Genomic DNA, 15,752 nt, shown 5'->3' on the forward strand with positions numbered 1-15,752 from the left:
GATAAGTTATTAAATGTATTAACTGTGTGGATAATCCCATACGCTAAAAATTGACAGTAAAGCGTAGACTGTCGGTATTGCAAAATTAAGGTAAATTTATGGATATTATAGTTCGCTTCTTTCAAGAAGGTGGTTCCTTTATGTTTCCCATTGCTGTGGTTTTGGCATTGGGTATCGCTATCGCAGTAGAGCGCTACGTGTTTTTGAGCAACGCTAAAAAAACCAATCAAAAAGCGTTTAAATTAATTGAACCTATGTTGGAATCGGCTAACTACGAAGGCATTTTAACTTTCGGAAAATCTAACCGTGCGCCTATTAGCCGAATCATTGGAGCAGGCATCGCTAGAATGTCCTTGAGCCAACGTCGTGAAGATATTGAATACGCCATGGAAGAAGGGTTAATGGAGACAACACCTCGTTTGGAGAAGCGCACGGCTTATTTAGCAACCTTAGCAAACATATCCACTTTGTTAGGTTTGTTGGGTACCATTATTGGTTTGATAGCTGCGTTTTCAGCGGTTGCCACTGCGGATCCATCTGAAAAGGCCAGTTTGCTTTCACAAAGTATTTCAGTGGCTATGAACACCACAGCATTTGGTTTGATTGCCGCTATCCCGTTGTTAGCTTGTCATTCCATATTACAAACCAAAACTACAGAGATTATTGATAGCATGGAAATGGCCGGGGTGAAGTGTTTAAACACTCTGATGGGACGCCAAGCCATTTCTAGCCGCTCCCGTGACACGGATTAATTTCAGATGTTAGGCAGAAAAAAACGTCTGCAAAAGCAGGATGCTGAATTAGATATCACTTCATTTATGAATTTGATGATCGTGTTAGTACCTGTGTTACTTATGATGATGGTATTTTCACGGATCACTGTGTTAGAGCTGACATTACCAGAGCTCGGTGAGGCATCTGAGCAAACTGATTTGGATGAAAAAGACAAACAGTTGGAAATTGTAGTGCGTCAATCTGGCCTCGAAGTGTTTTATCCCCAAGGTTACTTGGTTAAAGCGATTCCAAATATAGAACAAGAGTATGACTACGAAGCGTTGCAATATGTTCTAAAGCAAATTAAACAAACGCTCAAAAATCAACAATTAGAAAAAAACCAGGCCACTTTATTATTGGAACAAGATATACCTTACCAAGTCATTGTGGCGTTAATGGATACCACTCGATCCTATGACGAGGTGGTAGTGGCTTCTGTGGTACAGGCTGAACTCTTTCCGCAAATTTCACTGGGTGACGCGCCATTAGAAGACGTTTCTAACCCAACTGACCAAACCCCATAACAGAGGATAAGCGATGAAAAAATCAGTACGCGCCTCTCGTATGGAGAGACACCACAAACGCATGGCGCAAACCTCAAAACTCAGTTTAGTGTCTTTAATGGACATTTTTACTATTTTGGTGTTTTTCTTAATGTTTAATGCCTCAGATGTACAGGTTTTACAAACTGACAAAAGCGTTAAATTACCCGAGTCTAGCGCAGATACCGCGGCACAAGAGACTTTAGTATTGTTGGTTAATGCTGAACATATTTTATTACAAGGTCAAAAAATGGCGGACGTAGTAGAAGTGATGGCTCAGGCTGCAGATATTATTCCAGCGCTGGAAAAAGAATTAACTTATCAAAAGAACCGCACTAAAATCATCGCGGTTGAGTCCAATGAAGAAGAGGATCCTAACGAGATTGCGCGGGCAATTACGATAATGGGTGATCAAGCCATACCCTACAGTTTGCTTAAAAAAATAATGCAAACATGTGCGCAAGCTGGATATACCAATATCTCCTTGGCAGTTGAGCAACAATTACCTGCACAGGGGGAGCAATGAGCACCCTAAGTCATAACCCGTTCAGAAGTCAGTTACCTTGGTCCTCCAGCGAACAAGAAAATAAGCTTTTTAATAAACTTACCATCGCGATTTTAGCGATAACCTTGGTGTTGGCGTTAATCGTCAAATTGCAGCAATTGCCAGAACAAACGCGAGAGGAAAAAGAGCGTGTTCCTCCCCAACTTACACGAATTATTGAAGCTCAAAAAGTTGAGCCGCCTAAACCCATAGAACCGCCAAAGCCTATTCCAGATGAGATCCCTGAAGTTAAGAAAGAACCAGAAAAAGTAAAACCTGAACCACCAAAACCAGAAAAAAAGGCTGAAAAACCTCAGGAAAAACCCAAACCTAAAGTCGAGGTTGAAAAACCAACGGACGCCGAGTTAGCCAATCAGGCTAGGGAAAAGGCCAGTCAAAGTGGTTTGTTACAGTTTACCGATGATCTAAATAGTATGCGTGAGCAAGCCAATATTAATAATTTGGCAGATACTGAAATGATCCAAGGTGCAGGCAAAACCAACGAACAACAACGGGCTTTTGTGGGCAAAAAGGTTGCAGATAAAAGTGGTGGCTTAAATACCAGTGATTTATCCAGCGATGTGGGCGCGAGAGGCCAATTAGCCGGTCGCAAAACCACAGAGTTCGATGCTCCTAATGAAGGCTTAGCTTCCTTGGCCGCTAAAGAATTGGTTACCGAAGATACTGTATTGGGAAGCCGAGATATTGAATCGATTCGTAAAGGTTTTGATGTCAGTAAAGGCGCTTTGTACACCATTTATCGTCGGGCCCTACGAGATGATCCAAGCTTGCAGGGTAAAATTACAGTCAACTTGGAAATTGCGCCAGACGGATCTGTTAGCAAAGTGAAGTTGGTATCCAGTGAATTGGATTTTCCAGAGCTGGAAGAAAAGCTATTGAATCGGATTCGTTTGATTAACTTCGGCGCCGATCAAGTCACCGCCACCGTTTTGGATTATTCCCTCGATTTCTTCCCGTTCTAATACATCCCCTGTAGCACGGGCTTCAGCCCGTGGGTAATAGCTAAAGGTGGAACCAAGCACATGCAAAGCATCCACGGCATAAATACCGTGCTACAGGTTTTATCATCCATGGAAAACCTAATACATCCCATGTAGCACGGGCTTCAGCCCGTGGCCAATAGTTAAAGATGAAACCAAGCACATGCACAGCATCCACGGCATAAATGCCGTGCTACAGGTTTTATCACCCATGGAAAACCTAATACACCTCCTGTAGCACGGGCTTCAGCCCGTGGGGAAAGAGCCTAAGGCAAATAGCCAAGGCACAGCATCCACGGCATAAATACCGTGCTACAGGTTTTATCACCCATGGAAAACCTAATATACCCCCTGTAGCACGGGCTACAGCCCGTGGGGAAAGAGCCTAAGGCAAATAACCAAGGCACAGCATCCACGGCATAAATACCGTGCTACAGGTTTTATCATCCATGGAAAACCTAATACATCCATGTAGCACGGGCTTCAGCCCGTGGGGAAAGAGCCTAAGGCAAATAACCAAGGCACAGCATCCACGGCATCAATACCGTGCTACAGGTTTTATCATCCATGGAAAACCTAATACATCCCATGTAGCACGGGCTTCAGCCCGTGGAGAAAGAGCCTAAGGCAAATAACCAAGGCACAGCCCACGGCATAAATACCGTGCTACAGGTTTTATAATCCATGGAAAACCTAATACATCCTCTGTAGCACGGGCTTCAGCCCGTGGCCAATAGTCAATGGGAAATAGCCGGTGACAAAATATTGTATCTAATCGGCAATCAACGTAAACTGCGCGCCAGAGCTGGTCAAGACAATCGCCGCTTTGTTACCTTTTAGGTTTTCAAAGGGGAGGAAAGTCCGGGCTCCAATGGGCAGGGTGCCAGATAACGTCTGGGCGGCGTGAGCCGACGACAAGTGCAGCAGAGAGGATACCGCCTAAGCGCGTAAGCGCCGGTAAGGGTGAAAGGGTGCGGTAAGAGCGCACCGGGCCACTGGCAACAGTTGGTTGCAAGGTAAACTCCACCCGGAGCAAGACCAAATAGGGTTCCTTATGGTGCGGCCCGCATCGGAACCGGGTAGGTTGCTTGAGCCAGTGAGCGATTGCTGGCCTAGATGAATGATTGTTAATCTCTTCGAGAAATACAGAACCCGGCTTAATGACCAGCTCTAACTTTCTGTTTTTATTGGGAATTTTTAATTTCGAGTCTGATCTGCTACAAAAGTTGCTACAGTAAAATAAGGAAACCTTATGATTGCTGTACAAAACTTCCCTTACCTCTATCGTCGAAATGGTAAGTACTATTTACGATTCACTATTGATTCCAAACAAGTTTGGCTGAGTCTAAAAACTGACTCTTTGGAATCTGCGGTTTTAATTCGGGCACAAATAAAACCTCTTTTATCAAGCACTTTAGTTTTCGCCACAATAGATTCCAAACAACTACCAAAGTTATTGCACACTATTAGACTGAAAATTAACTCTTCATTAGTTGAAATTGAATGCGTTAATCTCCAGAAAAGTATGCTATCTAAAGGTCTAATACCTGCCGGAAGTCCACACGTAAAATCAAGCGCTCCTAAGCCTAGATTCTCACTAGTAGCTAAAGAATCACTAAAGCGCAGCAAAGCTAGTTTAAAGGGGCTTGAAGGATACAAACGCAATTTAGAAATCTGGCTTAATTTAGTAAAAGATAAACCTATAGATCAATATACCACTCGTGAAATAGGCCAGTTCATTGACCGATGTTTTCAACTTCCAGCCTCGAATAAATCGCCTTATAACCGCATGTCTTGGAAGGAAAGAGTTAAATGCAAAGTGACGGATGAATCTGAAAAAATTTCCAAAAAGTCAGTAGGAGCTATTTATAAGTGGCTGAAAAGTGTATTTGCTTTTGCTGCTAGTGAAGAAATTGGTTATATACAGAAAGACCCCTGTGCGATTAAACGTAATTTCAAGCAAGAAAAAAGAGGTTTTTTTAATGATACTGAATTAATGCAGATCCAAGAAAAAGTCATGAAACCAGCAAAGCCATGGCAGAAATGGATAACGTTACTGGCGATGTATCACGGAATGAGAAGAGGTGAAATCTGCCAGATTAGGCGCGGTGATATACAAATCGACCCCGAAACAAAAAGGCCTTTTATCTTTGTCAGAGAAATAGACGCTGAGCAAAACGTCAAAAACGCAAACTCAATAAGGAAAATACCAATCCACAAAACTATTTTAAAATTGGGTTTTATTGATTGGATTACTAAAAAAGAGGGTAAAATATTTGCCGATGTTAAAGCTCACTCTGTCACTGGCTGGTTTTCTAGATTTATAGCAGACAGCAGCATATCTAGTTATGACGAATACGGAAATGTGAGATCTTTTCACAGCCTCAGACATAGCTTTATTACAAAAGTGAGGAACGTTTACCCTAACCTACACCACATACAAGAAGTTGTAGGACATAGGCTACAGCATGGTCAAAGCACTGATATATATACTCACCGAATTACGCAATTAATTTATCTGATTTCGGTGGTTGATAGCTTTACTTTAAATTAGATATCAGTGAAGGTGAGGACTGACTTAAAGATGGTACATTTAAGCAGAGTTTATCTTTTTCCAGCTTATTCCAAAAGCGAGGTTATCTTTTGACAATTTTAAAAATTCGGATTTTTTAATTAAATTCTGAATCTCTTTTGAGTATTTAGGTACCTCATCAATAGATATGAAAATCTGCTTTTTGAAACTTGAATAGGTTTTTATCAGGTTCTCAACCGCTGGAACGTCAAGATGTTTGAATAACACGCTGTCATGAATAAGGCATGGCAACATTGTCTTTTCAAGTATCGCTAGGTCTAAGCTAATTAAATTTCCATAACCTTTTCCAGTTCCTCTATCATCGCCTGGTTTAAAAACGTAATCGGTTGCCGAAAAATTTAGTTCGGGAGCAATTGGCTTATCTATGTATATCTTCTCAATAAACTTTTTTATTTCCTTGTTAATAGCAGTTTGGATATTTTCAAGAGAAGTATTTACAGCATCATCAATTGCCGTTGTATTGTCCTTTATTTCTTTTTTGGTCTTTGTACCTAATTCGTAATATAAGTTTTCTTTGGTTAAGCTTTGCTCGTCTCTATCTAATTCTATTAGACGCTCAAGTAGGTAGCTTGAATCTTCTTTAGAATCCACTATTTCTGATAATTTTCTGTCTACATCAGCTATTTCATTCTTTATAAGCAATAACCCATGAAGCAATAAAGACTTTTCTGATTCTAATTTGCTTTTAAGAATTTTAGTTATTCCCTTATGGAACGTCTCAACTTGCAATAGTCTTGATTCATTTACGTTTGGAAAAAATTCAACAACTTCTTTAAACGATTTAGAACTTCTAACTTTTTGATTACTGAGATTATTTTCAATTCGAGTTAGCTGAGTTTCTAGTTCATCTTGTTTCGTTATCAGCTTATCTTTATTTGCTTTTAATTCGCGGCTTCTTTCATTGATGATACCTTGGATATCCGTTACTTTTCCTTTGAAAGTATTTTTAATCTCTTCTAAGTCACTTTTTAACTTAAGAAGTCGCTCTTGATTTATCGTAAATTGGCGTTTCGTGATTTTTCGTACTGCACCGCTATTATGCGTGCCTGAAACATTATCATTTGTTTTCTTAAGCTGTTTTTGACTTTCTAACAACGCAGAAACGCCATCAAATTGATTGAATAGCTTGATTAGCCTAACTCGAATACTCTTCCAACCTTCTTTTGTAGCCGCATCTAGAGGTCTTTTATCATTGTAGTTATTTCGTTGATACACTCTAAAATATGTTGAAACGCAATCTCTAAATGAAATTTGCGCAGATTCTCCAAGATATTTGTTTTTCAGAAAGTTTTTGAATTTAGAAAGATCAATTAGCTCGTTTTTATTAATATCAAAAACATAATCAGGGTTTTTCGTTTGTCTAATGAATGAATAAGGTTTATCAAATTCAAATTTAATTCCTACGTTAAAGTGACCAACATGTTTCACTACGTCATCACATTTTTGTGGAAAATCAGCCCCACCAAATGCATAGTCGATTAGCATTAATATCGAAGATTTTCCTATCGAGTTCTTCGCATCATCGGCACCTACAACGGAATTTAGGCCATTTTCAAAAGTTAGTGGTGACTTTATCAACTTTTCACAGGTTATAGTCTTAAGCAAGTTGTAAAACTCCTTTTTCAAAATCGACTTCAATCTTTTCCAATACAAATAGTAAAACAAGTGTATCCATGTACTGAGACAAGTCGTCAAATAGCCTTTTGTTTTCTTGATATAATATAAAAATATCTTCGTCAGCTCTAAGTTTTGGCAGTAATTTTGCCGCGATTGATAGAAAACTTTCTGAAAGTGAAATTGTCTTATTTGGTACAAACATTAGGAAAGCACCTCGCAATTTTGAATAAAATATGACACCAGCACTTCAGCTTTAGCTCTTTCCTTTATTGCTTGGCTTGTCATGAACCACTCACACATTTGCTCAAAAATGTCAGCTTGATTAAAGTTTTTTGACAATAATAATAGATAATAACTTTTAACTTGAGAATATATAAACTGACTTCTGGCACGTTCTTCTTGCTCTAAGCGAAAAAAGGATTGCTTAATGGGGATATAAAATTGTGTTATGAAATGAGAAACTTTTATCTCATTTAAAACGCCTAAAGTATCATTTTTTTTCTCTTCTAAAGTCAAAGCATCAAGAGATAATTTAGTCGAGCTATTTTTGTTTGCCGCCATATTGTTTATGACATCAGCTACTCTAGCAATGTCTTCATGTAATACTTGCGCACTCCACTGTTCAGAAAGCTCTTTGAGTTTTCGTATTTCAACTTTTATTTTATAAAGCTGCCTATATTCCAAAACTGTTTTATTTGTATCGTATTTTTTATGGCAGGGTTTGCACAGAGGGATAAAGTTTTCTTCACAATCAATATTACTACTAAGACGCCGTTCATTTTTTAATAAGATAAGTTCACTTGGTGTGGCATTGAGAGGGTAAATGTGTGCGACATCGAACAAGCGAATGTTGTCCCCACTTATTTTTTTTCCCATAAGAGAACATCTGCATAGTGGGCAAAATCCTTTAACTTCACATAGTAGGCTCATTTTTACTGTGTCAGTTACGTTTGCTCTTCTTAATCTTTTCGACATGTATTAGCCATTCCGCTTGTAATGCTTTAATTGGCAGCGACAAGTGTCCATTTGGCTATTATTTAACGAAATCAAAATTATTAATCCCTTACTTAATTGTTCCCTTGTAATTAATTGATTATAAACACAAGTTAGCCCATTTGTCTTGATGCAAAATCGAGCGCATTGCAGAGGCTTTAAACTTAATGTAGTGAAGTTCAGGATTTGATCTAGATCTCTTGTACAAGGTAAGAACGAGCAATATCCATTTAAATAAAGATCATAGACTGATCAGTAGAAGTGCTCGCGCCTTAACTAGTTTAATTTTTTGCAACCTAATATTTAGAATGTAATAAGGGGTCTGTATGCATTCTAAGTTTTTATAGTCCACAAACCGCCCCACCCAACTCAATACCCTCTGTAATTTATATTACAGTTTAGATTACACCACTTCTATTTCTCATCTTTGCGCCAAAATCATTTGTTTTTGTGTAATCTTTATCGTAATCTAACTATTGTAATCTAACTTCTAGGGAAAAGGCTACAGTAATGCAAATTGGATATGCTCGTTGTTCAACACAAAATCAAAACCTTGATGCTCAATTAGAGCAACTAAAACAATGTGACAAAATATTTAAAGAGAAACTGAGTGGGGGGAATAGTGATCGGCCAGAGCTCCACAAAGCAATTGATTATTTACGAGAGGGAGATAGCCTTGTAATAACTAAGTTAGACCGCTTAGCTCGGTCACTTACAGATCTTCATAACTTAGTTGCTGAAATTGAAGCAAAGGGAGCCACACTAAATATTCTAAACCAAGCAATCGATACATCGACAAGCAGCGGCAAACTTATGTTTAGCATGTTAGGTGCTTTTGCTGAGTTTGAGCGTGATTTGATAAATGAACGAGTCAAAGAAGGCCTTGAACGAGCCAAAGTTAGAGGAGTAAAGTTTGGCAAACCTCGTCAGATTTCAAATGATAAAAGAAAGCGAATTGTTGAATTAATGGATGATGAAAATAGTGACTTAACTAAGCAAGAAATAGCAGATATGATCGGTTGTTCTAGAAATCAAGTGTACAAAATTTATAGAGAAGACAAACTTAAATAGAAAATATTTAACTAAATTAATTGAAATACTAAAAAGAGTATATTTTTAATGCTTTATTACCAATGTTCATGGACTACAGTTGCGGCCCTTTGATTACTAAGCTACTAAGATTAGTAGTCAAACGGTTAATTACTAGTGTAAGCTATTGATGTTATTAAAGTATGTAGTTTAACTTTTGTTTTATAATTAGCATGCTTTTATGAAGTCTTCTATGTTTAACTATTAGAAAGGGAAAGTAATGTTAAAAATCGCTAGTATTTTAATTTTTATGTCAACGCTTGTAAGTATAACTGGTTGTGCTTCTAGAGTAATAAAGTCCGAGTCGTTCAAAACCTATACCGTTGGTCAAACGGTTAACTCCAATATTGGTTCGCCGTTTTTGGTTGCCCAGACTGGCACAGTGCAAACTGTCCGTAGTTGGGTAGGCATATTAAATTCTCCTGACGGCTGGGAAAGTAAAGACGTATACTCAACAGATTACTTGAAAAAAGAACTGGTTTATTCTGGTAAGTCTGGAAGCATAATAGAAGTTAGCTATAGGGAATATCGCGGAGGAATGGCTGCACCAGCATTTTTTCAGTCTCTAAAATATGACTTGTCGGGGTCGAAAGAAATTAGCTTTCAAAACTTTTTGTTTGAGGTGGAAAATGCAGATAACTCATCTATTTCTATTACCATATTAAGAGACTAAACTGGAAGTAGCCTTTATCAGAGTTTTAAAGGGATAATTTATATTGAGTAACTACCTTTCACGTTAAGTAATTTAAAGCAGTACGGAGTACCTTTGATAGGCCCTCCGTATTAGTATTTTGTATCATTTCTAGTTTGTAGATATATTATTCACTACTAAAGCTGGGTCTTTAGATTTTGACCGAGTTTTTGATTGGGTTGTATTCCTTGTCGTTCGCGCAATATTTAAAGAATCAATATACCTTTGTCGTGCATCTTCAATAATTGCGTCTTGTTTTTTGGCTTCTTTTAAAAATAACTCGGCGTTGGCTTCTTTTTTAAGTACATGAATAGACATCTTCTCATTTTTGCCAATTTTAAGCTGTGTCACACCTCCTAATCTAATTGAAACACTAACGTGATCAGGTTTGTTTTTAAGGTTTCTAAACTGCACTCTCAGTTTTTCTTTACAGTCTTCCAAAGTCCAATCTCTAGGGTTCAAAACTTTAACTTCAGGTGCTTCTAATTTTTCAAAAATATTCATTTTTGTATTTCCTATTTTTCAATAATACGTTTAATGGTGCGTCTCGAAACATGCCAAGTTTCAGCTAGTTTACTAATTGTAAATCTTCCTGAATTCCATTGAGATTTTATGCCCTTCTCGCTGATTGAACTCAAAACTGGTTTGCGCCCCTGCCTTTTCTTGGATTTGCTTTGACCCGCTTTTATTTTTGAACTCGCAACATATGCATTAAAATCCTTAAAAGCTTGTAGGTAATTCAAAAGCCCACCCCTAATGTCCAAAACTTCTAACGTCGCACCTTGATTTTCTATGCTTTGTACTCGTCGGATTAAATCTGACAAATTGTTTGCTAAGAAAATCAAACTTGCAATAATGAGCTTGTCTCCTTGGTTGAGTTCCCTTATGACGATGTCGATTGTCATATTTTTGCTAAACCATGTCGCCTTCTCTTCTATTACAATTTCGCATCGCTTTCGAACTAATTCCTGACTAACTTTCGAATCATCTTTTTTGCTGTAAGGCTCAATACCTATGTAGCCGCGTTCGTTTTTAGAATCGTCCTTTTTTGGGTTATTTGGCAAGTTCATTTTTTTTTCGCTAAGTCCCTATGATGCTCAGAAAGGCTAGTATTTTAGGGAGTGTAGAATAAATGTAGTGTGTGTGCAAAAATTATAGGTTTTGCCCGTTTGTTTTCGATGTTTATTTATTTTTTAACAGATGTTTTGAAACCCTCTTGATTGGAAATATTAGCGTTTTTCATTCGATGGCTCATTCGAACTTGATACGAATATTTTGCGAAGTTTAAGGCGGGTTTAGTCAGCTGGGATGTCAGATGATGCATTAGAATGTTGATGTGAAAATACCCATAAATAATTTTTTAGGTATGAGGCTCTCCGAGTTTAGTTCAATGAACCCCTAACCCATTGAAAAATAAAGAAAAATGTTGACAAATTACCGAAAAACAAATATAATTTCGTAATGAATTCAACAACTTACGTCAAATTCATGTTTTTCTGAATAATCACTCGATTAAATCAAAAATCTAAATCACCTATATATCGAAGTAATCAAAAGCGCTGACTTAGCGCATCAATATTTTTCTACTCTTATATAAAAATAATTAAAACAATTTTATGAACCCCAAAGAGGTTCAATAAGGAGAATTTCATATGAAATTTCAAAAATGGGCAGATGCCCTTTTAAAAGCAACAGGTGGCGCTAAATATGTTCCAACCATAGAAACGTTAAGGTATGCCGGTTTGTCAGAAACGGAAGCCAGAGAATTTCAACAATATCTTTTCGAGAAAGGATTCGTTAAATTAGTTAAGAAGCGGTTTTACGATAAAGCTAGAGATACGGCACTAGAGGAATATAGCGATTTAAAAGTTCGCTTGATGGTGATGGGGTTCGACAATGCAGATTAATCAAGGGATACAGGCTCCTAAAGATCAATACAGATATATCGACCCAACCATCCAAGCAATTAAAAAGTTAAAAATAAAACCTAGCCCCCAGTATTCACTTGCTGATCTAACTAGAACATATAAAACTGAAAATGACATTTCCAGAGCTATTAAATTTAGTGCACCTTTGATTTTTCCATACAGTGTTAAAGATACATCGCAAAAATTAGTGAAAGAGAACATCGAATTTTTAGAAATGTTGGTACTGGATATCGATGGGGGCTGTACCGTTGATACATTTATCGAATCGCATCACAATTTTGCTTACTATCTATATACAACTGTAACCCACAGAGTTACTGGTATAGATAAGTTTCGGGTAATTATTCCATTAAAAGAACCAATGCGCATAGAAGACGCTATAGATAGAAAACAAGCTTTAATTGAATACTTTTCTCATAATGATAAAAGCTATCTTGACGAAAGTTTTTTAGCGAAGGGGCGGGGCTTTGTAATACCTATTGAGTTAGAGTTTTTCAGGGAATACGAATTTAAATCTGACCAATATTTCGAGCTTTCAGAGCTGCCTAAATCCGATTTTATTCCTATCTCTAGGTATAATTTAACTGTTAATGGAATCAATTCTCAAGATGGTATTCCTGAAATTGAGTCATTAGCTAACCTTTATGCAAATTCGGCGGAAAACGACCGGATAGAAGTAAACGGAATTGAATACCAAAGGAATGATGCCTTTTTTAGAATTCATGTTGAGATCGCTAAATATCGACCTACAGAAGAGTATCAAAAACAGTTAGCCAATAATATGAACTGGGACGGTAGCAGAAATACAACAGACAGGACTGTTGAGGAAGCAAGAAAGTACTGTAATTCTATTAACCTTTCTGCATTAAATGCAAGAAGTGAAGAGTACAGTAAGCAAGTTGTCACTCAGCAGGTAGATTACTTGAAAGTGTCTGACTTTGAAATTCATGAAGGAAAAAAACACTTACTAACAGCCACTACTGGAACAGGTAAAACAACATTTTTTCTCGGGCGTGGATGCGATCATAAAGTAATCTTTGCTGTTCCAATTAATTCTATTGGGGAACAATTAAAGTTAGAACACAATTATCCTTTCGAAACAGGTACTAATGTTAACCCACTTAAAGAAGACAAAGTTATTTGTTCCTACAATTACTTAGTTGAACTATTAAGATTGGGTGTTCCTTCTGATTACGTAATTGTTTTAGATGAATTCCATAGAGTAATATCGGATGATTTTAGAACCGGAAAATTATCAGAATTAGTAGATCTTGTTGCTGCAAGCAGCAATACAATATTCTGCGTATCGGGTACGTTTGATCCTAGTCATTTCAATATATTTGAGTTCGACTTTCACTATGATTTTAAAGCTAAAAGAGATGTTAGAAATATACAGGTTTGGGAAACAAACAGTGGATTAGATAACGCGCTGATTCAATTTCTAAAGAACCTTGATTCCGATACCAACAATTTGGTTTTATTTGATGATAAAAGTTTATTGGCATCAATTAAGAAAGTGTTAACTGAAGTCGAAATCGTAACTAGCAACGAGAAAGAATTCATTAATGAGCTTGTTAATCCCAAAGTGCTAAAAGGTCAAGTAAAGGGAACTATTTTGACAACTCAGGTGCTGATGGAGGGGATAAATTTATTCGGCTTGGATAATATTGTGATAGTTGCTAAAAAGCATTATGGAAGGGAGCAAATAGTTCAGTTCTTTGAACGTGATAGAGATTTATCCGCAACATGCCACCTAATTAGAAAACCAATTAAAGACTGTGATATATATATCCCTGATTCGGACAAAGAAAAGGAATACCAAAATCAGATATTTACTGAAGTAGTCGACCGAATTGGCTTAGAAGGAATGAAACTAATCGGCGTTAAAGATACCGATATGTTACTAAGGACAACTTCAAATGAGCTGTACATTAATTGTTTATATGCTCCTATAAAGCAGAAACAAGCAATGGATAGAGCTAATTTTAAAAATTTGAATCTTAGTCAATATGGCTATGAACTTTTGGACGTTAAAACACTGAATAGTAAACCATCATTAGCTCTGCAAGATATTAAGAGGTTAAAGGTTGAAAGTGAAAAAGATGATTATTCAATCGCAGTTGACTCTATTCTGGCAGGGGAGAAAGAAGCTCCTGATTTTCCGGACTTAATGCGCTTGATTGAGCAATTAAAAAAGCACAATATTAAAAACATACGTAAAATTTGTTTAGATAAAAATGAGTTTCAAGCCTATACGGAACGCTTTAGATACATAGATTCAAAGCTTGAAAAGGCAATCTATTTAAAATTCCAAATTGACAACTTTTACAGTTCAAAAGAGTGTAACAACTTTCTATCTGAATATGTTGGTCAAAAGTCCTTCGCTCGTGTAACTAAAAATAATTATAGAAAAGTTTTTAAAAGATACTTTCATCTAAAAGAATGCCGCAAAACTAATAAAAGGGAAGCTGGGATTAGAATCATAGGAACTAGGCATGTCGAAGTTATTGAAACTAGCTCTGACTTAAATCAGTAGGTTGAGTCGTCATGAGCTCCAAATATCAAGGGGTTTACGAATATAATGCGAAAGTTGAATTATTAAATTTTCTCGAGTTAATTTGGGTTTTAGATAGCAAGCGCTTTTCGAGATCCACGTTAATTAATATTCTCAAGGTTCCAAACTCTATAGCAAGAGCTTTTTCCCAAGGAAAAAGTAAAAACTCCCATCTTTGCTATAAAAATATTAGTGATGTAAACCCCAAAATAATAGAGGCAATAGTATCTCTTGTCTTTCGTATTGAACAAGCAAGAGCAATCGATAAATTACTAGAAAACCCAAAATTCGAAGGAGGATTTTTCAGAAATCCAAGGAGCAAAAATGGATATAAAAATTCTAATGGAATACTTTAATGATGGTTATTCCGAACGACAAATCGTTAAAGAGCTTGAGTTATCAGAAGAGGAAATTGACGACTTTAGAATTCAAGTATCAAAGTGGATAGATAAACTAGAGTATGAAGCTCAACTCATAGTGAGGTTTGCTAACTTTTAAAAACTAGTCCACCAGCCGAAAACCTTGCCCACTATTGTGGACAAGGTTTTTTTTCCAAATTATTTTGTTCAATTCTAAATGGTATGTTGGACATCTAAGGCTAAATAAGGAATTTAAGTACTTTTTAAATAGAAAATAATTGTTAATATTTTATCGCGTCTCCATAGCATGCAACAGAGTTATTGCAATTAGTGCTAAAATTGACTCCATCGGTCTGACAAGCCACATTAATTAAACCATTTCCACCTAGTTCTGATGCAGCATATCTCATTTCAGTTATTGCCCCCTCCTTTGTAATATTCCCACCTTGTGTAAGGGATATTTGGTCACTCTGGCAATATCTTCCTTCCACACTTCCTAAAACCTTATAGTCCTTCAAGCTATCTTTTGACTCAAAATGTTTGACTTGACTAACTGCATTTCTAACCTCCGGATCTTTCATGTTTGTGGTAGTTGACCCGCATCCCGACAAGAGTAATGCAATGGTAGCTAGAGTAGTTAAATTTTTAACATTATTCACAATATTCCCTTTTTTTATCTAAATGTGATATCACCAACTTATTGGTTCTTTGGGTTGAAATCAAGCAAAATTTAAAACGGTAAACCCCTGATTTAAATAACACTATATTGCACGCATAACATTTTTGAGGGACGAGGGGTTATGCTGGCTAGTACTTTTATTTACATTTTTTGAATAAAAAACTAACTATGTATGCTACAATCAGTGCTACAAAACTCACTGAAAAGCCAAGTAGTGACTTTTTGTAAAGTACGGGTAGGTTGCTTGAGCCAGTGAGCGATTGCTGGCCTAGATGAATGATTGTTAATCTCTTTGAGAAATACAGAACCCGGCTTAATGACCAGCTCTAACTTTTCCTACTAATTCCTATCCTCGGTAAATTTACTTTTCTAAGTATATAAAAATTAT

The 15,752-nt window shown here is 36.9% G+C and carries 17 protein-coding genes and 1 other RNA gene; 12 read left to right on the forward strand and 6 right to left on the reverse strand.

Translation table 11 applies throughout. The annotated features are described in order from the left end of the window. The first annotated feature begins 98 nt into the window (after positions 1 to 98). The 6 genes from ABJV04_RS00490 to ABJV04_RS00515 all read left to right on the forward strand — a co-directional run bounded on the left by ABJV04_RS00490 (position 99) and on the right by ABJV04_RS00515 (position 5,415). On the forward strand, positions 99 to 752 hold the full coding sequence (locus ABJV04_RS00490; protein ID WP_348489144.1) for a MotA/TolQ/ExbB proton channel family protein: 654 nt from the start codon (positions 99 to 101) through the stop codon (positions 750 to 752). A 6-nt stretch (positions 753 to 758) separates the two neighbouring features. Continuing rightward, positions 759 to 1,298, forward strand: a complete 540-nt coding sequence (locus ABJV04_RS00495) for a biopolymer transporter ExbD (RefSeq protein ID WP_348489145.1) — start codon at positions 759 to 761, stop codon at positions 1,296 to 1,298. A 13-nt stretch (positions 1,299 to 1,311) separates the two neighbouring features. Further along, positions 1,312 to 1,842: a biopolymer transporter ExbD gene (locus ABJV04_RS00500; protein ID WP_348489146.1), complete on the forward strand. Its 531-nt coding sequence runs from the start codon at positions 1,312 to 1,314 to the stop codon at positions 1,840 to 1,842. Continuing rightward, a complete protein-coding gene (locus ABJV04_RS00505) occupies positions 1,839 to 2,843 on the forward strand; it encodes an AgmX/PglI C-terminal domain-containing protein (protein WP_348489147.1) in 1,005 nt (334 codons plus the stop codon). The genes ABJV04_RS00500 and ABJV04_RS00505 overlap by 4 nt, the downstream gene beginning before the upstream one ends. 819 nt (positions 2,844 to 3,662) lie before the next feature. Then, positions 3,663 to 4,037: RNase P RNA component class A (rnpB, locus tag ABJV04_RS00510), an RNA gene on the forward strand. Positions 4,038 to 4,113: 76 nt separating this feature from the next. Beyond that, entirely contained in the window at positions 4,114 to 5,415 is a 1,302-nt protein-coding gene (locus ABJV04_RS00515) for a tyrosine-type recombinase/integrase (protein WP_348489148.1), read from the forward strand. Between the two features lie 39 nt (positions 5,416 to 5,454). On the opposite strand, the gene ABJV04_RS00520 is transcribed toward ABJV04_RS00515, so the two are convergent. Genes ABJV04_RS00520 through ABJV04_RS00530 form a run of 3 tightly spaced genes read right to left on the reverse strand, consistent with a single transcriptional unit; the run spans position 5,455 to position 8,046 of the window. Then, positions 5,455 to 7,059 carry a DUF2326 domain-containing protein gene (locus tag ABJV04_RS00520; RefSeq protein WP_348489149.1) on the reverse strand — a complete coding sequence of 535 codons (1,605 nt, stop codon included), beginning with the start codon at positions 7,057 to 7,059 and terminating at the stop codon, positions 5,455 to 5,457. After that, a complete protein-coding gene (locus ABJV04_RS00525) occupies positions 7,052 to 7,273 on the reverse strand; it encodes an ABC-three component system middle component 7 (protein ID WP_348489150.1) in 222 nt (73 codons plus the stop codon). The genes ABJV04_RS00520 and ABJV04_RS00525 overlap by 8 nt, the downstream gene beginning before the upstream one ends. Then, entirely contained in the window at positions 7,273 to 8,046 is a 774-nt protein-coding gene (locus tag ABJV04_RS00530; protein WP_348489151.1) for an ABC-three component system protein, read from the reverse strand. Before ABJV04_RS00530 ends, ABJV04_RS00525 begins: the two co-directional genes overlap by 1 nt. A 528-nt stretch (positions 8,047 to 8,574) precedes the next feature. On the opposite strand from ABJV04_RS00530, the gene ABJV04_RS00535 reads away from it, so the two are divergent. Both ABJV04_RS00535 and ABJV04_RS00540 read left to right on the forward strand, forming a co-directional pair. After that, positions 8,575 to 9,135 carry a recombinase family protein gene (locus ABJV04_RS00535; RefSeq protein ID WP_348489152.1) on the forward strand — a complete coding sequence of 187 codons (561 nt, stop codon included), beginning with the start codon at positions 8,575 to 8,577 and terminating at the stop codon, positions 9,133 to 9,135. 238 nt (positions 9,136 to 9,373) lie between these two features. Further along, positions 9,374 to 9,826: a hypothetical protein gene (locus ABJV04_RS00540; protein ID WP_348489153.1), complete on the forward strand. Its 453-nt coding sequence runs from the start codon at positions 9,374 to 9,376 to the stop codon at positions 9,824 to 9,826. Between the two features lie 129 nt (positions 9,827 to 9,955). On the opposite strand, the gene ABJV04_RS00545 is transcribed toward ABJV04_RS00540, so the two are convergent. Beyond that, a complete protein-coding gene (locus tag ABJV04_RS00545) occupies positions 9,956 to 10,348 on the reverse strand; it encodes a hypothetical protein (protein ID WP_348489154.1) in 393 nt (130 codons plus the stop codon). A gap of 11 nt (positions 10,349 to 10,359) precedes the next feature. After that, positions 10,360 to 10,914, reverse strand: coding sequence for a hypothetical protein (locus tag ABJV04_RS00550; RefSeq protein WP_348489155.1), 555 nt, complete (start codon positions 10,912 to 10,914; stop codon positions 10,360 to 10,362). A 582-nt stretch (positions 10,915 to 11,496) separates the two neighbouring features. Between ABJV04_RS00550 and ABJV04_RS00555 the strand changes: the two genes are divergently transcribed. Genes ABJV04_RS00555 through ABJV04_RS00570 form a run of 4 tightly spaced genes read left to right on the forward strand, consistent with a single transcriptional unit; the run spans position 11,497 to position 14,824 of the window. Further along, positions 11,497 to 11,751 (forward strand): hypothetical protein, encoded by a 255-nt coding sequence (locus tag ABJV04_RS00555; protein WP_348489156.1) that lies wholly within the window; start codon positions 11,497 to 11,499, stop codon positions 11,749 to 11,751. Then, entirely contained in the window at positions 11,741 to 14,308 is a 2,568-nt protein-coding gene (locus ABJV04_RS00560; RefSeq protein ID WP_348489157.1) for a hypothetical protein, read from the forward strand. The genes ABJV04_RS00555 and ABJV04_RS00560 overlap by 11 nt, the downstream gene beginning before the upstream one ends. A gap of 11 nt (positions 14,309 to 14,319) precedes the next feature. Beyond that, positions 14,320 to 14,682, forward strand: coding sequence for a hypothetical protein (locus ABJV04_RS00565; RefSeq protein ID WP_348489158.1), 363 nt, complete (start codon positions 14,320 to 14,322; stop codon positions 14,680 to 14,682). Then, complete coding sequence (locus tag ABJV04_RS00570; protein ID WP_348489159.1) at positions 14,651 to 14,824, forward strand: hypothetical protein; 174 nt, start codon at positions 14,651 to 14,653, stop codon at positions 14,822 to 14,824. The genes ABJV04_RS00565 and ABJV04_RS00570 overlap by 32 nt, the downstream gene beginning before the upstream one ends. Before the next feature lie 142 nt (positions 14,825 to 14,966). Here the strand turns inward: ABJV04_RS00570 and ABJV04_RS00575 are convergent, their stop codons facing one another. Continuing rightward, positions 14,967 to 15,344, reverse strand: a complete 378-nt coding sequence (locus tag ABJV04_RS00575) for a hypothetical protein (RefSeq protein ID WP_348489160.1) — start codon at positions 15,342 to 15,344, stop codon at positions 14,967 to 14,969. Between the last annotated feature and the right edge of the window lie 408 nt (positions 15,345 to 15,752).

Source organism: Aliiglaciecola sp. (assembly GCF_039982535.1).
Classification (GTDB): Bacteria; Pseudomonadota; Gammaproteobacteria; order Enterobacterales; family Alteromonadaceae; genus Aliiglaciecola.